21 protein-coding genes are annotated in these 20244 nt (G+C 58.6%); 9 read left to right on the top strand and 12 right to left on the bottom strand.

Annotated elements, in window-relative coordinates; genetic code table 11:
- The first annotated feature begins 134 nt into the window (after positions 1 to 134).
- Entirely contained in the window at positions 135 to 950 is an 816-nt protein-coding gene (locus JOE39_RS03205; protein WP_010426058.1) for an isocitrate lyase/phosphoenolpyruvate mutase family protein, read from the top strand.
- Between the two features lie 79 nt (positions 951 to 1029).
- Positions 1030 to 1323: a hypothetical protein gene (locus JOE39_RS03200; RefSeq protein WP_170855909.1), complete on the top strand. Its 294-nt coding sequence runs from the start codon at positions 1030 to 1032 to the stop codon at positions 1321 to 1323.
- 93 nt (positions 1324 to 1416) lie between these two features.
- Here JOE39_RS03200 and JOE39_RS03195 read toward each other — a convergent pair whose 3' ends face one another.
- The 4 genes from JOE39_RS03195 to JOE39_RS03180 form a co-directional block, all read right to left on the bottom strand.
- A complete protein-coding gene (locus JOE39_RS03195) occupies positions 1417 to 2544 on the bottom strand; it encodes a HAMP domain-containing sensor histidine kinase (RefSeq protein WP_210078658.1) in 1128 nt (375 codons plus the stop codon).
- Positions 2545 to 2677: 133 nt separating this feature from the next.
- Positions 2678 to 2917 (bottom strand): hypothetical protein, encoded by a 240-nt coding sequence (locus JOE39_RS03190; protein WP_003346461.1) that lies wholly within the window; start codon positions 2915 to 2917, stop codon positions 2678 to 2680.
- A 78-nt stretch (positions 2918 to 2995) separates the two neighbouring features.
- The gene (locus JOE39_RS03185; protein ID WP_003423531.1) at positions 2996 to 3439 is read right to left on the bottom strand and encodes a S24 family peptidase; all 444 of its coding nucleotides are present in this window, start codon (positions 3437 to 3439) and stop codon (positions 2996 to 2998) included.
- 137 nt (positions 3440 to 3576) lie between these two features.
- On the bottom strand, positions 3577 to 4839 hold the full coding sequence (locus JOE39_RS03180) for a M20/M25/M40 family metallo-hydrolase (RefSeq protein WP_046719696.1): 1263 nt from the start codon (positions 4837 to 4839) through the stop codon (positions 3577 to 3579).
- A 238-nt stretch (positions 4840 to 5077) separates the two neighbouring features.
- On the opposite strand from JOE39_RS03180, the gene JOE39_RS03175 reads away from it, so the two are divergent.
- Together JOE39_RS03175 and tal are read left to right on the top strand one after the other, a co-directional pair.
- Entirely contained in the window at positions 5078 to 7453 is a 2376-nt protein-coding gene (locus JOE39_RS03175; protein ID WP_210077907.1) for a TonB-dependent siderophore receptor, read from the top strand.
- A 208-nt stretch (positions 7454 to 7661) separates the two neighbouring features.
- Positions 7662 to 8591 (top strand): transaldolase, encoded by a 930-nt coding sequence (gene tal, locus JOE39_RS03170; RefSeq protein ID WP_032660505.1) that lies wholly within the window; start codon positions 7662 to 7664, stop codon positions 8589 to 8591.
- An 85-nt stretch (positions 8592 to 8676) separates the two neighbouring features.
- Here tal and rssC read toward each other — a convergent pair whose 3' ends face one another.
- Both rssC and rssB read right to left on the bottom strand, forming a co-directional pair.
- Positions 8677 to 9162: an anti-sigma factor antagonist RssC gene (rssC, locus tag JOE39_RS03165; protein WP_003315067.1), complete on the bottom strand. Its 486-nt coding sequence runs from the start codon at positions 9160 to 9162 to the stop codon at positions 8677 to 8679.
- Positions 9159 to 10343, bottom strand: coding sequence for a two-component system response regulator RssB (rssB, locus tag JOE39_RS03160; protein ID WP_003315068.1), 1185 nt, complete (start codon positions 10341 to 10343; stop codon positions 9159 to 9161). Before rssB ends, rssC begins: the two co-directional genes overlap by 4 nt.
- Before the next feature lie 267 nt (positions 10344 to 10610).
- Here rssB and JOE39_RS03155 point away from each other — a divergent pair, with 267 nt between their 5' ends.
- Positions 10611 to 10910 (top strand): PilZ domain-containing protein, encoded by a 300-nt coding sequence (locus JOE39_RS03155; protein ID WP_003315069.1) that lies wholly within the window; start codon positions 10611 to 10613, stop codon positions 10908 to 10910.
- An 89-nt stretch (positions 10911 to 10999) separates the two neighbouring features.
- Here the strand turns inward: JOE39_RS03155 and JOE39_RS03150 are convergent, their stop codons facing one another.
- Positions 11000 to 11701, bottom strand: coding sequence for a VacJ family lipoprotein (locus JOE39_RS03150; RefSeq protein WP_003346474.1), 702 nt, complete (start codon positions 11699 to 11701; stop codon positions 11000 to 11002).
- A 198-nt stretch (positions 11702 to 11899) separates the two neighbouring features.
- On the opposite strand from JOE39_RS03150, the gene JOE39_RS03145 reads away from it, so the two are divergent.
- The gene (locus JOE39_RS03145) at positions 11900 to 12508 is read left to right on the top strand and encodes a hypothetical protein (RefSeq protein ID WP_003383922.1); all 609 of its coding nucleotides are present in this window, start codon (positions 11900 to 11902) and stop codon (positions 12506 to 12508) included.
- Between the two features lie 103 nt (positions 12509 to 12611).
- Positions 12612 to 12881 carry a DUF4404 family protein gene (locus JOE39_RS03140; protein WP_003315072.1) on the top strand — a complete coding sequence of 90 codons (270 nt, stop codon included), beginning with the start codon at positions 12612 to 12614 and terminating at the stop codon, positions 12879 to 12881.
- Positions 12882 to 13033: 152 nt separating this feature from the next.
- Here the strand turns inward: JOE39_RS03140 and queF are convergent, their stop codons facing one another.
- The 4 genes from queF to JOE39_RS03120 all read right to left on the bottom strand — a co-directional run bounded on the left by queF (position 13034) and on the right by JOE39_RS03120 (position 17256).
- Positions 13034 to 13864, bottom strand: coding sequence for an NADPH-dependent 7-cyano-7-deazaguanine reductase QueF (gene queF / locus JOE39_RS03135; RefSeq protein ID WP_003396752.1), 831 nt, complete (start codon positions 13862 to 13864; stop codon positions 13034 to 13036).
- A gap of 130 nt (positions 13865 to 13994) precedes the next feature.
- Entirely contained in the window at positions 13995 to 15239 is a 1245-nt protein-coding gene (locus JOE39_RS03130) for a lipoprotein-releasing ABC transporter permease subunit (RefSeq protein WP_010426030.1), read from the bottom strand.
- 75 nt (positions 15240 to 15314) lie between these two features.
- The gene (gene lolD / locus JOE39_RS03125; RefSeq protein WP_016567727.1) at positions 15315 to 15998 is read right to left on the bottom strand and encodes a lipoprotein-releasing ABC transporter ATP-binding protein LolD; all 684 of its coding nucleotides are present in this window, start codon (positions 15996 to 15998) and stop codon (positions 15315 to 15317) included.
- A 7-nt stretch (positions 15999 to 16005) separates the two neighbouring features.
- The gene (locus tag JOE39_RS03120) at positions 16006 to 17256 is read right to left on the bottom strand and encodes a lipoprotein-releasing ABC transporter permease subunit (RefSeq protein WP_003315078.1); all 1251 of its coding nucleotides are present in this window, start codon (positions 17254 to 17256) and stop codon (positions 16006 to 16008) included.
- A 102-nt stretch (positions 17257 to 17358) separates the two neighbouring features.
- Between JOE39_RS03120 and JOE39_RS03115 the strand changes: the two genes are divergently transcribed.
- Positions 17359 to 17946, top strand: coding sequence for a PilZ domain-containing protein (locus JOE39_RS03115; protein WP_003315079.1), 588 nt, complete (start codon positions 17359 to 17361; stop codon positions 17944 to 17946).
- A 44-nt stretch (positions 17947 to 17990) separates the two neighbouring features.
- Positions 17991 to 18713, top strand: coding sequence for a glycerophosphodiester phosphodiesterase (locus JOE39_RS03110; RefSeq protein WP_003315080.1), 723 nt, complete (start codon positions 17991 to 17993; stop codon positions 18711 to 18713).
- A gap of 42 nt (positions 18714 to 18755) precedes the next feature.
- Here the strand turns inward: JOE39_RS03110 and sthA are convergent, their stop codons facing one another.
- Complete coding sequence (sthA, locus tag JOE39_RS03105; protein ID WP_003315081.1) at positions 18756 to 20150, bottom strand: Si-specific NAD(P)(+) transhydrogenase; 1395 nt, start codon at positions 20148 to 20150, stop codon at positions 18756 to 18758.
- Between the last annotated feature and the right edge of the window lie 94 nt (positions 20151 to 20244).

The following is a 20244-nucleotide window of genomic DNA, read 5'->3' as shown; positions in this document are numbered from 1 at the left end:
TCCTTGCGATAAAGTGGACAAAAGCATTTCACAGGGGCTGCGTGTTGTCTGTTCAAACTTTTTTAAGCCCCTTCATTTTTTTTTAATCATGCGTGCTGTGAAGAAGACTATGCTTGGCCATTCAGGGAGGCGCCATGAACACCAGCCAGGCATTCAGAAAGTTACATGAACGCAATGAGTTATTCGTCATGCCCAATGCATGGTGTGAGGGAAGCGCGCGCCTCATTCAGCAGTTGGGCTACGCCAGCCTCGGCACCACCAGCGCGGGGATTGCCTATGCACAGGGCTACCGCGATTCATCCCCCTCGATGGACCATGAAGATCGCTTTGCGGCGATTGAACGCATCGTTCGGGCAGTGGACATACCCGTGACGGCAGACCTGGAGAATGGTCTGGCGAAAACACTGGGCAAGGTCGAGGAGCATTTCAGAAGAGCCCTGACCGTCGGCTGCGCTGGTGCATCCATTGAGGATATAGCCGACTATCATGACCCGAACACCCCGCTGTATTTCTCTATCGAAGAAGCGTGCGATCGGGTACGCGCTGCGAGTGAGGCCGCCCACGCGCTCGATGCCGATTTTATCGTCACCGCCAGGACCGACTATCTGCTTGGAGCACACGAGTATTCGTTGACCGAAGTTATTAAACGGCTGGTCGCGTTTGAAGAAGCAGGAGCCGATTGTCTGTTCGCACCCGGCGTGAAATCGATCGAGGACATTGAGGCGATTCAGAGAGCGCTCAGCAAACCTCTCAACGTCCTGCCTGTTTTCGGTATGACGATTGACAGACTCAGGACAGTCGGCGTTCGCCGGATCAGCCTGGGCAGCTCACTGTTTCGTAACGCCTACCGGCAGATCTCGACTGTTTTACTTGGATTGGAAGAACCAGAGGGACTGGATTTTCTACAATCGGGACTGAGTCTGAATCAGCTCGATGAAGTGATGCGTTAACCAGGATCGAGTGTTTGCATGGAGCATACATGTGATATCCGATAGAAACCGAAATCCCGTTATTGGTCTCGAGAACGGCGTGACGATCAACCGTAGTTCTTTTCGTCTGGCCTGGCGGACGCTGAGGTTTGGTAAAGCAGAGCAGTTGGCAACTGAGATGGCAGGCGTTGAAAACTTACCCGTTTCAACGACAGGCCTGGCGACGGTACTGAGCCCGGCCATGCGGCTTTTTGACGGGTGTGCAGACATGGGTCTATGGGACGATGATACTTATGACCTGTTGATCATTCGTCTTCCCCCCGACGGCAGCAGATCGGACACCTACAGGCATCTCATCCGTGTGGCACGTCAGGGTGTGATTATCCTGCGCTGACTTTCAGGCCATGACGGGCGCGTTATCAGGGACAGGCAGCTCTGATCCGGATGCTCTTCAGTTGCCTCGCAACTCTATCGCCGCTACGCGACCTCATTCCGCATTCAACGGAATAACGACCGCAAACGTAGTCCCCAAATCCGCTTTCGATGTCACCTCGATACGCCCGCCGTGCGCATCGACAATCCTGTCGACGATGAACAGACCCAGCCCCAGGCTTGAATATGGTCCGTTATCGGTCATCTTTTCGGGTGAATAGCGGTCCATCGGGTTGAAGATGAACGGAAGCACGTCTTCGGGAATCGGGCTGCCGGTATTGTGAACGGTAAAGCGCAGCCCACTCTCCGAGACGGCCAGCGTCACTTCGACGGGATCGCTGCTATTGCCATGCTGTATGGCGTTGCCGATGAGGTTGGAGAAGACCTGCTCGAGGCGATCGCCATCGAAGCGACCAATGACCGGCTCATCTGAAGTCAGGCGAATGTCTGCTTCCGGGTGGACGGTACTCGACTCTTCAACGATGCGAGTGCAGATGGGTTGCATGTCTATTTCGGTCTTTTTCAGCGGGATGCCGGGGCCGATCTGCGAACGCGTGAAGTCGAGCAAGTCGCCAACGATCTGGTTGGCGCGCTTCACGCTGGAATAGATCCGCGAGGCGACTTTGGTTGGCCGCGCGCCCAGATCATGGGTGCGCAACAGCACGTCGGCACCCAGCAGTATCGCACTTAGCGGGGTGCGCAAGTCGTGCCCGAGGATGCCCAGAAAGATATTGCGTGACGCCTGAACCGCGCCTGTGTAGCTGGAGATAGACTCGGCAAGGGCCTGATCTATTGCCTCGTTGAAGCGGATCATGTCTTCGATCTGCTGTTGAGCGTCCTGCGTCTCTCGCGACATCCACTGCTTGATCACGCTCGCCCGCAATGCCCGAAACTCCGAAACCACCTGATCGATGGTGAAGCCCGACATCAATCGAGTGATCGCGTGGCTTTTCGCTGCAGTCTGTTCATTTGACACACCGTGGCCTTGGGATTTGTCGACCTGTTGCTGCAACGATTGATCCGTTTGCAGATCAGTGGCGATGGCGCGCAGCATTTGCTCGGCATGGTCTCTCAGCTCCGTGGTATCCAGAGGCTCGCCGAGCGCGGACAGGGTGCGCGCGAAATCGGTCCACTCGCGCACAATAGCTTCGATGTTTTCGAGGATGAAGCCTGATAACCGCATAGCCATTCAAACCTGACATGATCCCCGCAGATTGCGGATTCGTAGGGTAAGCCAATGTATCCGTCCCTATCCAGCGGACAAATAACGTCTGGAGTGAAATTCACGCAGGCAGAAGAATAACGGAATACCGAATCTAATCGGCAAGTGCCTGTAAACGAGCCTGAACTGCGTCGTCGAATATGATGTAAAGCGCTTCGGCATCGGCTGGACGCAGCTTTCTGCTGGTCTCAAGACCGTGAATGTATTCGATCTGCAACGCCGCTTCGGCTTCCACGTCGGCGCAGGTGCTGGTTGCGTCGAGCGCTCTTACCAGATCACTGATTGCTCCCTGTACAGGCTTGGGGAGCCGTAACTGGTCAAGTCGTTCTTGCATGCGCTCGGTATTCCGCTAAAAGCCAAAGAGTAGGAAGCAGATCACGCAGCGGCGTGCAATGCAAGGACATGCGTCTGTTCATCGATGAGCTGATGATGCAGCGCGGCCCTCCAGTAGATTTTTCACACTATAGGTCACCACGCCCAGGATGATCAGGTCATCGTTGTCGGTGACATGCAGTGGCGGGTAATCCGGGTTTTGCGATTCCAGAATCACCACATCACCCCGCATATGCAAACGTCGGCAGATCTGCCGTGCATTGAGCGAGGCAACGACGATGTCACCGTGCTCGGCGTACTGGCTGCGGTCGACCACCAGCATGTCTCCGCTGCACATGCCGCCCCCTTGCATGCCTTGATCTTCGATCCTGGCCAGGTAAGCGTGCGGCTCACGGACCTCACAAAGCTCGGCAATCGAAACATGCTTCTCGACCACTGGCGATCGGGCGCCAACGGACGACAGCGATATGAACGGGAGCTTGATGCCCCCTGCCGACAATGGGCCAAGGAAGGTAACACTCATGAGGCGAGCTTTTTATGATTTACTGTATACATATACAGTTAATCGTTTATCGGCGCTCAGGTCAATCGCAATGCCCTATACCTCGACAGATGGCGCGGACCGGAGACCACGCCTTGCCGCCCTCACCTCACAGGCCCTCAGGGTGTCGCATCGCCCTTCGACAGCTGCGTAATCAACGCGACGGTCAGGTAAAGCCTGGGCGCAATGCTCGACAACTCAATGTATTCATCGTCGGCATGCAGGCCCGCGCCGACCACGCCCATGGTTTCGAGCACCGCCGGTTTTGCACTGCCCGGTACGTAGGCATAGCCCGCGTCGGTACCGAAACGCATGGCAATGGGCTCTAAAGTTCGGCCTGTTTTCTGGTAAAGCGTCTGCGCGGTTTTCGCCAACTGTTCGGAGCCAGGGTTTCTGGCCAGCGGCGGTCGGCCTTTTTCCATTCGCAAGGTCACTTCGGTGCCATCGACCAGCGTCTTCTTCACCATCCTTTGGCCATCAGCCAGTACGCGATCGCTTTCACTGAGATCGGAATAGCGCATGTCCGCCTCGGCCGACGCGCTGGATGGAATGATGTTGCGCTTCTCCCCGCCCTTGATCAGCGTCCAGTTGACGGTCGTGCCTTTGTCCGGGTCGCCGAGGTCCTTGAGCTGCAGCAGTTGGTGCGCAAGCTCGATGGCCGCATTGCGTCCGGCCTCGGGAGCGGAGCCAGCGTGTGACGACTTGCCTTTGACATCGAGAATCAGGCCATTGATGCCGTTGGTGGCAACAGTGACGGCATCCTTGTCAGGCGGCTCGTACGAAAACACGTAGTCATGCTGGCGAGCGAGTTCGGCGATGACTTTTTTCGAGCCGCTGGAGCCGGTCTCCTCGTCCGGGTTGAAGAGCACAGTCAGCGTACCGAACGCCTTGAACTGCTCATTCTGCAATAGTTGCAGCGCGTGCAGAATCATCGCTACGCCGCCCTTGGCATCTGCCACCCCTGGGCCATAGGCGCGCTCGCTGTCGAGTCTGAAGGGACGCTTGGCGGCGGTGCCCGGCCCAAACACCGTGTCGTAGTGAACCATCAACAGAAAAGACCGCGTGCCGTTGCCTTTGAAGGTACCGACGATATTGTCCCCCGCCGAAGGCTCTGCCGGCGTGGTGGAAACTTCTGCGCCCAGCGCCTTGAGACGTTCGACCAGCATCGCGCTGACGGTTTTCAGCCCGGTTGCCTGGCCGGTGCCTGTGTCGATATCGACCAGTTGCCGGACCGTGTCGAGGTAGGCCGGTTGTTCGGCCTGGGCTTTCTTCAGCAACTGATCGGGTGACAGCTCGGCGGCACTGGCAACCATGGAAAACAGGCCCATGGACGCCAGGGAAAATCCGATTGCGGCAGTGATGGGGAAGCGTCGTGAATGCATGCTGGTTCCTTCAGATGATCGCGAGTTGAACAACATCTTTACCCCAATGCGTTGCTCGACGCCACAGGCGAGGCTCGTGCGACAAATATGTATGAGAATGTAACTGAGAGTGATTAGCATTTAATTAAATGTGAAAAAGTTGTTAGTCTCGCCCCGCCGCTGCCCGTCACCCCGGTCGAGAGGCGCGTCCTCTGCCAGATGTATCACCACGTCCTCAGCCATTGCAGGAATGACCCTAATGCTTCGTCCGTTTCCCCCTTCGCTGACCGGTCTTGTAGTCCTCGGGCTTTCAGCCGCCGCAGTGGCAGCCCCCGTCCAACTCGATCTACCCGCACAGCCGCTCTCCAAATCGCTCACACAACTGAGTCAGGCAAGCGGCCTGCAGATATCGGCTGATGACTCCCTGATTGCAAGCAAGCAGGCCCCGGCTGTAAGAGGCAGCCTGGAACCGGCTCAGGCACTGAGCCGACTGCTGCTGGGCAGCGGCCTTGACGCCCAAGTGCAGGGCAATGCCGTGAAGGTATTCCAGCCAGCCGGCAATGGCCCCATGACGCTGGGCAACGTGGATATCAGCGCTCAAACGGGAATCGCTGGAATGGCCACTACAGAAGGCAGTGGCTCGTATACGACCGGCTCGATGAGCAGCGCGACCAGGCTGCCCCTGTCGATTCGCGAGACGCCGCAGTCGGTGAGCGTGATCACCCGCCAGCGCATTGAAGATCAAGGCATGAACGACCTCAATGATGTCGTCAAATATGCACCCGGCGTGACGCTGCGCAAGTTCGGCTCGGACCGTCAGCAATTTCTGGCGCGCGGCTTTGCCATCGATAACCTGATGTATGACGGTCTGCCGACAATCGTCAGTACCTTTACACTGGACACCATTTCCGGTGCCGATCTGGCCCTGTACGACCGCGTCGAGGTGGTGCGCGGGGCGACGGGGCTGATGACGGGTGCGGGCAGTCCATCGGCGACGCTGAACCTGATCCGCAAGCGTCCCACCACGACTCCGCAAGTGAGCGTGACCACCAGTGCAGGGAGTTGGGACCGTTACCGTACCGAAGTGGACGCGTCGAACCGGCTCAACGATTCCGGTACGTTGCGCGGCCGGGTGGTGGCGGCCTACGAAACGGGCAACAGTTTTGTCGATGAGCGCGATAAAGAGCGCCAGACGTTCTATGGCGTGCTGGAAGCCGATCTCAGCGAATCGACCACCTGGACCATCGGCGCCTCGAGGCAGCGCGATGACGCGACCTCCGACTGGGGCAGCCTGCCATCCGGTCCGAACGGCGAGAATCTTGACCTGCCACGCTCGACGTTCCTGAGCAACGACTGGGCCTACTGGGACAGACACAACGTCAGCCTTTTCACTGACCTGACCCATCATTTCGACAACGGCTGGAGCAGCAAGCTGGCAGCGACCAGAATCTGGGCGGAGTCCGACATGTACTCCAACTACCTGACCGCCAACGGCACCGGCACCGGCTACGGCCAGGCAGCCGGCCAGTACGACACCACGGATGTGCAGACCAGTCTCGACGGCTCACTGTCCGGCCCGTTCCAGCTGTTTGGCCGAGAGCATGAGCTGATGCTCGGGGTCAGTCGTCGCGAAGAGAAGTTCGATCAGAAAGGCGGCTTCTACGGCTCCACGCCAATCGATATCTATCACTTCAATCCCAACGTGATTGCAAAGCCAGACCTTGCCACGCGCACGGCCTATGTCAGCCAGAACACCGCCACCGAGGAAGGCGTCTACGCTGCCGCGCGTTTCAACCCGATTGATCCGTTGCACCTTATCGTCGGCAGCCGGGTGAGCTGGTACGACTACCAGAATCGTTCGGCCAATAATGGCGACTACAAGGTCATCCGCGAAGTCACGCCCTACGCCGGTGCTGTCTATGACCTGAACGACACCTACTCGGCCTACGCCAGCTATACCGAGATTTTCAAGCCGCAGAATCAGCTGGACGTGGGGGGCGGCGTGCTTGACCCGATGACCGGCGAAAGTTATGAAATCGGTCTGAAAGGCGAATACTTCGACGGCAGCCTGAATGCCTCGCTGGCAGTCTTCGACATGACCCAGGAAAACCGCGCGTATGCCATCGTCAACCCGCCAGCCGCCTGCCAGCAGCAAAATCGCGTCTGTTACGAAGCCGCCGGGGAAGTGCGCAGTCGAGGTATCGACGCAGAAATAACCGGCCAACTGACACCTGACTGGCAGGCCTCCGCTTCCTACACATTGGTGTTGAGCCAGTACGTCAAGGACCGAACCAATGACAAGGGCGACCTGTTTGCGCCCAATCAGCCGAAACACCTGTTCAAGGCAGCGACGTCTTACCACCTGCCCGGCAACCTGAAAAAATGGCGCGTGGGTGCAGATGTCCTGGCACAAAGCGAGACGTACAACCGGGTCGGCAACGGACACTCCGTGCAGGATGCCTATGCGGTCGTGGGGCTGATGGCAGGCTACCGGTTCGACGAGCACTGGGACGCGCGGGTCAATCTCAACAACGTATTCGACGAAAAATACTGGCAAGGCATTCCGCTGGCGACCGGCAGCGGCGTTTACGGTGACCCGCGCAACCTGATGGTCTCGCTGAAGTGGTCGCTGTGAAACCTGCAGCGTGCAGGCCGCTCGGCAGAGGTTAAATTCATATGAAGGGAACAAGCAGTCGGTGCGAGGCTCAAAAACAGTCTAGACAAAGGTATTCACGACAATGCCGTCCCTCAGGGCCTATCATCGGCAGCAGTAAGCGCTGCGGCCTTGAGTGGTCGGCAGCGCTCGGGTAATGTCATCCAACCGCACAGGACAGAGCACGCTCATGACTTCCAAGCTGGATCAACTCAAGAAATTCACCACCGTTGTTGCTGACACCGGCGACTTCGGCGCAATCAAGAGCCTCGAACCCGAGGACGCCACCACCAACCCTTCCCTGCTGCTCAAGGCCGCTTCCGACGTGAACAACGCCAAGATGCTGGGCGAAGCGTTCGACGGTAGCAAGGGCGACATCGGCCTGGCCTGCGACCGCTTTGCAGTCGCCATCGGTCAGGAGATTCTCAAGGTGGTTCCGGGTCGCGTATCCACTGAAGTGGACGCACGCCTCTCCTTCGACACCCATGCCCTGATCGAGCGCAGCGAGCGCTTGATCGGTCTGTACGACGCCGCTGGCATCAAGCGTGATCGGGTGCTGATCAAACTGGCAGCTACCTGGGAAGGTATCCGCGCAGCTGAGAAGCTCGAGAAGGATGGCATCCAGACCAACCTGACCTTGCTGTTCTCCTTCGCCCAGGCAGTCGCCTGCGCCGAGGCCGGGGTGTTCCTGATTTCGCCGTTCGTGGGCCGTATTTACGACTGGTACAAGAAGTCGACAGGCACCGACTACACCGGCGCAGAAGACCCGGGCGTGCAGTCGGTATCGCGCATCTACAACTACTACAAGGCCAACGACTTCAAGACCGTGGTCATGGGTGCGAGCTTTCGCAACCTGAACCAGATCGAACAGCTGGCCGGTTGCGATCGCCTGACCATCAGCACCGACCTGCTCAAGAAGCTGGCTGAGGACACCGGCACTCTGGAACGTAAGCTTGCACCGGGCAACGCCGGCGAAGCGCGTCAGAGCCTGACCGAGAGCCAGTTCCGCTGGGCCTCCAACGAAGACGCCATGGCCACCGAAAAGCTGGCTGAAGGTATTCGCCAGTTCGCTCGCGATCAGGAAAAGCTGGAAGCACTGCTCTCCGCTAAAAAAGCCTGAACATGAAAAAGGGCGACACCTTCGCAGGTGTCGCCCTTTTTGCTGCCTGGGGTTCGGCGATCAGAGAGACAGACGCAACTGATGCCTAGCGCTGACCTTCCAGTGCATTGACCAGATCATGGAACGCTTCACGATTGGAGTCGTTGAGGCCCATGAGGATCTTGTGCGCTTCAAGCACCTTGGCTTTCACCACTTCTTCGCACTGGTCCTGTGAAGGCAGATCAGTCAGGCACTCAGGCCGCGGCAGAGGCCGGTCAACGATGTTGAAGACCTGATCGAAGCCCATCGACTGCAACAGGCGCGTGATGTCCTCGTGAGTGGTCACAAGGGTCGGCAACAGGCCTACCTTCTGGCGTGACAGAATCGACAGTTTGGCCAGCAGGCCAAGCGTTGTGCTGTCAATGCTGCGGGTTTCGGTCAGGTCAATGACCACCGCCGAGAAATTCAGCGCAGTGAAGATGCGCTCGATAGTCGCATCCAGTGCCGAACACAGCGTCAATCGCACTTCACCCACGAACTTGAGAACGAAGGTGCCTTCCTGCTCGGCGAACTGGATTCTACCGGTACTCATTCAAGATTCCTGCTTAACACTAACAAGGCGATATCATCCGGCATCTCCCCTAGCGTTGCCAATTCAAAAACCCGCTGCAAGCCATCCAGGCTGCCGCCAGCCGTCTTGACCAATTCGGGAAGGACGGCTTCTTTCTCTTTGAGTGTATCACCGGGTAACAAGTCCAGTATGCCATCAGACAACATGGTCAGACTGAAGGACTCGGGCAGATCGATTTCATGATCCTGGTAAGTCGCCTCGTTGAACAACCCTACCGGGAGTCCACGACCTTCCAGATAATGCGCCTGCCCTTCGGAATACAACACAGGCAATGGCAGATGTCCGCCCACTGCGTACGTCAGTTTACCTGACTCTTCGTCGATGACACCGCCGACCATCGTAACGTGCTTGCCCAGCTTGCAACTGATAAGGCCGCGGTTGATATGTCCCAGCACATCCGACGGCTTGAATTCCGGAAGCGTTCCACCACGCTTGGACTCGAACAGCAGCCGCGTGGTCATGAACTTCAGCAGCACGGTAATGAATGCCGATGACGCGCCATGGCCTGAAACATCGGCCAGATAGAAAGCGACGCGCCGTTCGTCGACCCTGAAATAATCGACAAAATCGCCGGACAGGTACAACGACGGAATGATCTGGTGCGCAAACTTGAACGCGTCAATCGACCACGGCGTGATCGGCAGCATGTTCATCTGCACTTGCCGACCTGCGTCCTGGTCTTCCTGCAACAGGTGCAGGCTGGCTTCGAGCTCGCGATTGGCTTTTTCCAGCTTCTCGCGGTAGACCTGGTTTTCAGTGAGCAAGCGAGCACGATCCAGCGCACGACGCACCGAATGCTCGAGTACGGCAAGATCTTCGAGAGGCTTGATCAGGTAGTCGGCAGCGCCGAGGCGCAAGGCCTCGACTGCATCGCTCATCACGCCCGCGCCGGAAACGACGATGACAGGCGTCTGCGGCGCGATGGCGGTGACCTGACGGATCAGCTCAAGCCCGCCCATCTGTGGCATGCGTAAGTCGCAGACCACCAGATCGGGGTTCTCCTGCTCGAATATCTGGATTCCCTGCAAGCCGTTACTCGCTTGCAGAACGCTGAAGCCACTGTCTTCAAGGTAGGCGGCAAGGCTTGCGCGCACTACGTCGTCGTCATCGATAATCAGCAGCTTGGCACTGGTTTTTGGCATGGGGGCAAACGGCGCCAGATCAGGTTGGCGTAGGCGGCCCGGGGTTACCGGAAGCCACTTACTGGATTCGCTTCTAGCCTCTCCGCAATAACACGCAACAACTTGATAAGTCTGTCGTGTTTCAGAGGTGCCCTTCAAGGCGCAGACGGTACTCCCATCCGACGGGTGTTTCAAGCATGCTCCTACCCTCACTTTGCGCTCTTTACATCGCAAATCACCCAGAGTTATAAGAACTCACAAATCAGCAACTAAAACGAAGGACTGTACATGAGTCGAAATGATCGCGACTACGAGGAAAAGCGGGATTACATCCGCATGCGCGTCGATGCAGACGTCAACCTGATCCACGCCGGCCAGGTGATCCCTGCCGTATGCATTGACCTTTCCAGCTCTGGCATGCAGGTTCAGGCGCCACGCTCGTTCCAGGTCGGAGACAAACTCGACGTGCGTATTGATTCTGACCATCCTGCACTCAAGGGGCTTGAAGCCGAAACCGAGGTGGTCTGGGTGAATGATGAAGAAGGTGGTGGACAGAAACTGGGGCTTTCAATCGTCTCGATGAAGTGAAAACGGGCGGAACCGGTTCACACTTTTACAAAATAATAAAGGCGACCCCAGGGTCGCCTTTATTGATTCATGCAGGGGTAAAGTAGCGATTAAAAATCGTCTTCGACCTTGCCATCCTTGACCTTGAACTCGCGGTTCTGCAAATAGGCATTGCGAATGAAGGTGTAGCGATCGCCACTGACCATACGCTCGGCAGACAGCAGGCTGGCACGTGTATCGATCAGGTTGACGCCCAGCGCCGTGTTACGGGTCGGGACGTGATCGATGTAGCGGTAGGGCGAGGTGTAGGTGTCCGGGTACTTGGCGATTGCATCACGTACAGTGCTTGGCCCCAGCAACGGAATGACCACAAACGGGCCGCTCGGCACGCCCCAGTAGCCCAGCGTCTGACCGAAGTCTTCGTCGTTGCGTTGCAGGCCCATGCGGGTACCTACGTCGATGAAGCCCAGCAGGCCGAAGGTGGTGTTGACGATCAGGCGCGCAGTGTCGACTCCAGCCGCTTCAGGCTTGGCCTGCAGCACGTTGTTCGCCAGGTTGCCGACATCGCCGATGTTGCTGAAGAAGTTATGGATACCGTCTTCGACGAATTGCGGTGCGATGTACTGATACCCCTTGGCCAGCGGCTTGAGCGTGTAAGCGTCAAGGGTATCGTTGAATTTGAAAATGGGACGGTTGATGCCTTCCCACGGATCATCTTCAGCGGCCTGCACGGCCACCGGAACCAGCGCGATGCCGGCACACAGGGACAATTGCACCAAACGTTTGATAAAGCCTGCACCGGTCACGGGCATAGCTGACACTCCTGATCGAGATATCGAAATAATGACGCGGGTGCTACGCCCCACACGCTAGGACAGGGAGTATAAAGCCTTCTGTCGAGAATAAGGCAGGTCTGTCAGCAAAGGGTTCCGCATAAACTCCGTCATCGCACATTCATCGAAGTGTCACAAAAGATCGGTAGCGTTTCTCGATATTTCAGAGAGATCCTCATGCTCGCCCCGGTCCTCACGCCTCTGCCAACCTTCCCTGCCCTGCTGTTCGGCCTCAGCGGCTGCCTGGTGGACTTCGGCGCGCAGGCCGCAAACTCGCGCACACCCGGCGATGAGCACACGCAGTTCACACCGGGTGCAAAGGCTATTCTGCAGACCCTGCGCGACCAGAGCATGCCTTGCGCCTGGCTCGATGAACTGCCTGAAAGCGTGAGCGCCACACTGTCTGTGCCGGTAAGTGACTGGATGATTCCCGCCCCCCGCCCGACCGCAGGCTGGCCCGCACCGGATGCCTGCTGGCTGGCATTGATGGCCCTGAAAGTCAGCCATCTGGACGGCTGCGTACTGATCAGCGGTGACCCGCGCCTGTTGCAGTCCGGGCTGAACGCCGGGCTGTGGACCATTGGCCTGGCCTCCTGCGGACCACTGTGCGGACTCTCGCCCTCGCAATGGCAGGCGCTCAGCAATGCAGAACGTGAACAGCGACGCGCGCAGGCCACGCTCAAACTCTATTCGCTGGGGGTGCATTCGGTGATCGACCATCTGGGCGAGCTGGAATCCTGCCTGGCCGACATCGCCCTGCGACGCAGCAAGGGCGAAAAACCCTGATACATATGCAGCAGGGCGCAGACTGGATTAGTCTTGATTGAACATGGACCTTTAGCTCTCCGGCGAAGTCCATGAGACAGACTTATCAATCAAGGAGCACGTCATGCCCGCCCGCGAACTGCAAGAACAACTCAATACTCTGCGCGAGCAACTGGAGCATAACCCGCCGATGTCAGAGTCCGAGCGGGAAAACCTGCACGAGCTCATGCAACAAATTGAAACTAAAATTCAGCTGGAACAGGCCACCCACGAGCAGGACAGCAGCCTGGCTGATGGCGTGAATCTGGCTGTCGAGCGTTTCGAGCTGGAGCATCCGACTATCGCCGGCACTCTGCGCAACATCGTGCAGACGCTGGGCAATATCGGAGTCTGATTGGGAGATGCCGTTCTGATAGCTCTGCGTTCGGCCGCTGATGCGCGGTGCGACGCGGAGCATCAGCACTACTGATACCTGTCGTTCCTCACGCTCCGCGTGGGGATGCCGTTCCGGACGCTCTGCGTTCGCTCCTCGGGCCTCAGACAATATTACTGCCGCGCCAGCCTGCGATTGTCCACGTCGAGCGTTTCAGTGCTGCGGTACGGGTTGATGTCCAGACCACCGCGGCGCACGTAGCGCGCATACACGGTGAGCTTCTCCGGCTTGAGCAAGCGCTGCAGGTCGAGGAAGATTCTTTCCACACACTGCTCATGAAAATCCGAGTGCTGGCGGAAGCTGACGATATACGCCAGCAGGCTGGCGTGATCCAGTGCTGCGCCGCGATATTCGACCACTACGCTGCCCCAGTCAGGCTGGCTGGTGACCGGACAGTTGGATTTGAGCAGATGACTGTGCACGCTCTCTTCCACCACCCGCGAGTCATCACAACGCAGCAACTCGGGCTGCGGCCGGTCATAGCTGCTGACCGAAATGTCCAGGTCGTCGATGCACAGGCCCGGCAACGCCGCGACACCTTCTTCTTCGATTTCCGCCAGGCTGCGAATACGCACGCCGACCGGCTTGCCCGCCGCAGCCGACAAATCCTGCTCGAGAGTGGTCTGCAGCTGTTCGACGTTCGCGAAAGCCGTCTGATTCAACGAATTGAGGTACAGCTTGAAGGACTTCGATTCGATGATGTTCGGCGATTCTGCCGGAATACTGAATTCGCCAATGGCCACCACCGGCTTGCCGGAAGGCAGCAGCCATGACAGCTCGTAGCAGTTCCAGAAATCGACACCCTGATAAGGCAGCGTCTGCGCGGTAAGCCCAAGCTCGGCCCATTTTGCGGCACGAGGGATCGGGAACAACAGCGACGGCGTGTAGGTGGCGATGTACTCACTGGACTTGCCCAGCGGTGAGTGTTCGGCTGCGGGATGCATGGCAATACCTGGATCATGAATTAACGCGGCGAGTTTATAGCGTTTGCGTGGGGCTTTCAGCGAAAATCCGCGCTGCCCCGCCACCCTCGCGGGCCGCCCTGCGGCCTCGGCGAAGGTGACTCAGGCGCTGTCACTCGTAACGCAGTGCGTGCGCTGGCTGGATCTGCGCGGCGCGCCATGCGGGGTAGATGGTCGCCAGAAAGCTCAGGATAAACCCGGCGCTGCAGATCAGCAGCACGTCACCGGCCTGCAGTTCTGAAGGCAGGTTGCTGATGAAATACACATCGGAACTGAAGATATGCTGACCGCTGACCCGCTCTAGCCAGCCCACCAGGCTGCTGACGTTCAGCGCGGCAATAATCCCCAGGATGCCGCCGATCAATGTACCGACGATGCCGATGACGGTGCCCTGAACCACGAAGATCGCCATGATCTGCCGCGGCGTGGCGCCGATGGTGCGCAGGATGGCGATGTCTGCGCCCTTGTCGTTGACCACCATGATCAGCGTCGCAATGATGTTGAACGCGGCCACGGCGACGATCATCAGCAGCAACAGACCGATCATGGTTTTTTCCATTTTCATGGCACTGAACAGGCTGCCCTGGGTGTGGGTCCAGTCATCGGCGCGATAGCCCTCACCCAGACCGGCGGCAATGGCGGTGGACACCTGCGGCGCCTTGTACAGATCCTTGAGCGCCAGTCGCACGCCCTGAACCTGATTGGGCTGCCAGCGTTGCATCTGCGCCGCATCGGCGATGTTGATCAGGCCCATCGAACCATCCAGCTCGGCACCGACCTTGAAAATACCCACGACGGTCAGGCGTTGCATGCGCGGCGTGATGCCGCCAGGGGCGCTGCTGACTTCCGGGACGATCAGCGTCAGCTTGTCGCCGATGCTCAGGCGAAAGCGGCGCGCGGTAATGTCGCCCAGCACTACGCCGAACTCGCCCGGCTTGAGGTCTTCGAGACTTCCGCGGGTAATGTGTTGTGTGACGATCGACACTTCATGTTCCAGCGCCGGGTCCACGCCGCTGATCTGGATCGGCTGCATCGAGCCCTTGTAGGACAGCATGCCTTCCATGTCGGTGAACGGCACGGCAGCGGTGACTTCAGGGTTTTTCAGCGCAGCGTCGGCCAGCGGTTTCCAGTCATCGACCGGAGTGTTACCGGCGATCACCGCGTGCGGCACCATGCCGAGAATCCGCGAGCTCATTTCCCGCTGGAAACCGTTCATGACCGACAGCACCACGATCATCGCCAGGACACCGAGTGCCAGACCGATCATCGAGGTCATCGAAATGAACGAGATGAAGCTTTTGCGGCGTTTGGCGCGGGTATAGCGCATGCCGATGAAGATGGGTAACGGTCTGAACATTCGCGAAGCACCGTGGAAAAATACACCGTATAAAAACTGGAACCCGGCGCGATGAATTGCGCCGGGCCGGGTCGATCAGGCCTCGACGAGGCGGCCGTCTTCCAGACGCAGGACGCGGTCCATTTGCCGGGCCAGGTTCATGTCGTGGGTCACGATCAGAAACGCCGTGCGCGACGACGTGCTCAGTTCACGCATCAGGTCCTGAATGCCCTGCGCCGTGTGGTGATCGAGGTTGCCGGTCGGCTCGTCAAGCATTACCAGACCGGGCTGATTGATCAAGGCACGGGCAATTGCCACACGCTGACGCTCGCCACCGGACAGCTCCGAAGGCTTGTGCGCCAGACGATGACCGAGGCCGACACGCTCCAGCAATGCAGTGGAGCGCTTACGGGCTTCGGGGATCGGCGTACGGCCGATCAACAATGGCATGCAGACGTTTTCAAGCGCGGTGAATTCGGGCAGCAGATGGTGGAACTGGTAGACGAAACCCAGCGCTCTGTTACGCAGCAGGCCGCGAGCCTTTTCGCCCAGCGCCGACAACTCTTCGCCGGCCAGCCAGACACTGCCTTCGGATGGCGTGTCCAGACCGCCCAGCAGGTTGAGCAAGGTACTTTTGCCCGACCCCGAACTGCCGACGATCGCGACCCGCTCGCCAGGGTGCAACTCCAGCTGCAGGCCGGACAATACCACCACGGACTCCGGGCCTTCCTCGTAGGATTTACCCAGGTTGCGGCAACTCAATACTGCTTTATCAGACATGCCCGACTCACTCATAACGTAACGCCTCCGCCGGCTGGGTGCGCGCAGCACGCCAGGCGGGATACAGGGTGGCGAGGAAACTCAGGACCAACGCTGCACCGCAGACCTGGAACACGTCCTGGGCCATCAGTTGCGAAGGCAGGTAATCAATGAAGTAGACGTCGGCGTTGAGAAACTTGTGGCCGATCAGCCCTTCGAGTGCAGCAATGGCTGCGCTGACATTGAGCGCCGCCAGAATACCCAGCGCCGCGCCGATCAGCGTGCCGACCACGCCGATCACCGTGCCCTGGACCATGAATATCGCCATGATCTGCCGCGGCGTTGCGCCCAGGGTACGCAGAATCGCGATGTCGCCCTTCTTGTCATTGACCACCATCACCAGCGTGGAAATGATGTTGAAGGCCGCCACCGCCACGATGAGCAGCAGCAACAGACCGATCATGGCTTTTTCCATGCGGATGGCCTGATACAGGTTACCGTGGGTGCGCGTCCAGTCACGCGAGTAGAAATTGTTTTCGCCCAGCTTCTGCGCGATTTCCCACGAGGTACGTGGCGCCGCGAACAGGTCGTCGAACTTGAGACGCAGGCCCTGCACCTGATTGGGCTTCCAGCGGTGCAGACGGCCGAGGTCATCGAGGTTGGTCAGCCCCAGAAAACCGTCGATTTCGCCAGCGCCGACGTGAAAGATGCCGGTCACCTCGAAACGCTTCATGCGCGGGAACATCCCGGCCGGCGTCACCGTCACTTCAGGTGCAACGAAGGTCAGTTTGTCACCGATGCCGACGCCCAGCTTGGCCGCGGCCTTGTCGCCGATCATGATGCCGAAGCTGCCGGGCGACAGGCTGTCGAGCTGGCCCTGCTTGATGAAGTGGTCAATGATCGAGACCTTGCGCTCTTCGAGCGGGTCGATACCGTTGAGCAGCACTTTCTGCACCTTGCCGTCGTGGGTCAGCAAACCCTGCATCTGGGTGAACGGCGCAACGGCCAGCACCTGCGGGTTTTCCTGAACCTTCGCGGCCAGACCGCGCCAGTCAGTGATCGGATCAGCCGATTCGATGGTCGCGTGCGGCACCATGCCGAGCACGCGGGTACGCATTTCGTGATCGAAACCGTTCATCACCGATAACACGACTATCATGACCACAACGCCCAGGGCGAGGCCGATCATGGAGGTCAGGGAGATGAAAGAAACAAAATGATTGCGTCGCTTCGCACGGGTGTAGCGCGTGCCGATAAATACAAAAAGAGGTCTGAACATGTAGGAATTTGTTCGCAGGAATGAGGACGTCCGTGTGGCGGGCCTTGACGTGCAGCTTTACACTCGAAACTCTCTGACCACCGCCGCTAGCTTGGGTTCGCCATGTCGACATTAGATGAAGCAGGACGCCGCGAATACTACCGTATCGACGACAGCGTCGCACTGGAAATTAACCCCCTGTCTGCCGCCGACCAGGCAAGCCAGGATGCCATGCAGGACACCTCGACGCTGTTCGACCTGCTCAGCGAGCTGCACGTGAGCGAGTTCGAGTCACAGCATTTGATGCGCCAGCTCGACGAGCGCGACCGGGTGCTGAACAGTTTTCTCAAGTCGCTGAGCAAGCGCATTGACCTGCTGGGCGAAGTGGTTGCCCACACCGCACTGGGCAAGCTGGGCGCTCCCCAGCCGGTCAAACTGTCCGAAGGCGGGATTCAGTTCAATTCTCAACAGGCTTTTGCAGTCGGCGAACAGCTGTCGATCAAGATGGTGCTGATGCCTCAGGCCGCGGGTCTGATGCTGCGCGCCAGGGTTTGCCAATGTGACACGCTGGCAGACGGCAATTTCGATATCAGTACCGAGTTCGTCAATCTCCCGGACGCCCAGCGCCAGTTACTCGCCCGCCACGTGTTGCAGCGTCAGGCTCAGCAGCGGCGCCAGGCGCTGGAACAGGGCCAACCATCCGGAAATTGAACACCCTGCCTCTTTATCACTACCAGTAGTAGCCAGGAGTAAACGTGACCCTTATCTACGGCCACCGCGGCGCCAAGGGCGAAGCACCGGAAAACACCCTGACCAGCTTTCAGGAATGCCTCAAGCACGGCGTGCGCCGCTGTGAACTGGACCTGCATCTTTCAAAGGATGGAGAGTTGATGGTCATTCATGACCCGACCCTCAAGCGCACCACCGACCGACGCGGCAAGGTCAACGAACACCTGGCAGACGACCTGGTGACGTATGACGCGCGCAAGGGTGGCCCTGGCTGGGTCTCGCCGTGCCCGATTCCACGCCTGGAAGAGCTCTTCGAACAATGCGATTTCGAGCACTGGCAGCTGGAAGTCAAAAGCGCTTCACGCACTCGCGCCGCCAACACCGTGCTGGCGATTCGTGAAATGGCTCAGCGCCATGGCTTGCTGGACAAGGTGACGATCACCTCCAGTTCTCGCGAAGTGCTGCGCGCCGCCCTCGACCTGACGCCGGACATCGCGCGCGGGCTGGTAGCCGAGTACGCCTGGCTCGACCCGTTGAAGGTCGCCCAGAGCTACGGCTGTGAAATTCTGGCATTGAACTGGACACTGTGTACCCCGGAGCGGCTGCAGAAAGCACAGCGTCAGGGCCTGCATGTGTCGGTGTGGACAGTCAACGAGCCTGCACTGATGCGCAGGCTCGCTGATTTCGGCGTCGACAGCCTGATTACAGACTTTCCCGGTTTGGCCACCGCCACGCTCGGGAATCACTGAAATCGGTCTCCCCGGCCGGCTCAGGCCACCGGCCGGAGTCGCTTAAAAAAGCCGGTTGAGGCCATCGTATGCGGCTACCCGATAGGCTTCCGCCATGGTCGGGTAGTTGAACGTGGTGTTGACGAAGTACTTCATGGTGTTCGCTTCACCCGGCTGGCTCATGATTGCCTGACCGATGTGCACGATCTCGGACGCCTGGTCACCGAAGCAATGCACGCCCAGCACCTCTAGCGTCTCGCGGTGGAACAGGATTTTCAGCATCCCGACCCGCTCCCCGGAAATCTGCGCACGCGCCATGCCCTTGAAGAACGCCTTGCCCACTTCGTAAGGCACCTTGGCCTGCGTCAGTTCGTGTTCATTCTTGCCGATCGAGCTGATCTCGGGAATGGTGTAGATCCCGGTCGGCACATCGTTGACATAACGCCAGCTGCCATTGTCGACCATGCTGCCCGCTGCCGAACGACCCTGGTCGTAAGCAGCACTGGCCAGGCTTGGCCAACCAATCACATCGCCGGCGCCGTAGACGTTGGAGACGCTGGTACGGTAGGTCTCGTCCACTTCGATCTGACCACGACCGTTGGCCTTCAGGCCAATGTTCTCAAGACCCAGCTTGTCGGTGTTGCCGGTACGGCCGTTGCACCACAGCAAGGCATCGGCCTTGATCTTCTTGCCGGACTTGAGGTGCAGGATAACGCCGTTATCCAGGCCTTCGACCTTTTCGTACTCTTCGTTGTGGCGAACCATCACGTTGTTGTTGCTGAAGTGATAGCTCAGTGCCTGGGAAATTTCCGAATCCAGGAAGCTCAGCAACTGATCACGGTTATCCACCAGCTCGACCAGCACGCCAAGGCCACTGAAGATCGAGGCGTATTCACAGCCGATCACACCGGCACCATAAATGATCAGCTTGCGCGGGGTATGGCCCAGGCTGAGGATGGTGTCGCTATCGTAGATACGCTTGTGACTGAAATCGATATCGGCCGGCCGATAAGGGCGCGAACCGGTGGCGATGATGATCTGGTTGGCCACCAGCTTTTCCACCACACCGTTGGTGCAGACCACGTTGACGCTGGTCTCGTCGGCAAAACTGCCGGTGCCGAAGAACACGTCGACACGGTTGCGGGCGTAGTAACCGGTGCGCGAGGCCACTTGCTTGGAGATGACCAGTTCGGCGTTTTTCAACACATCCGGAAACGAAAACCAGCGCGGCTCGCCGATGGCACGAAACATGGGATTGGTGTTGAACTGAATGATCTGCTTGACCGAGTGACGCAGGGCCTTGGACGGAATGGTGCCCAAATGGGTGCAATTGCCGCCCACCTGCCGACGGCTGTCGACCATGGCGACCTTGCGCCCCGCCTTGGCGGCGTTCATTGCCGCGCCTTCTCCGGCAGGGCCGGAACCCAGTACCACTACGTCGTAGTTGTAGACAGCCATGCGTACTCCTTTAAACAGACCGAGGCGCCACTTTGGCATCTCTGGCTAAATCACGCGGCGCAGTCTAGCGCTGCACCGAGGCGGCGAACATTAA

Source organism: Pseudomonas sp. PvP100, assembly GCF_017833055.1.
In the GTDB taxonomy this organism is placed as follows: Bacteria; Pseudomonadota; Gammaproteobacteria; order Pseudomonadales; family Pseudomonadaceae; genus Aquipseudomonas; species Aquipseudomonas syringae.
The sequence above is the reverse complement of the archived record's forward strand: the minus strand, read 5'-3'. Positions and strand labels throughout refer to the sequence as shown.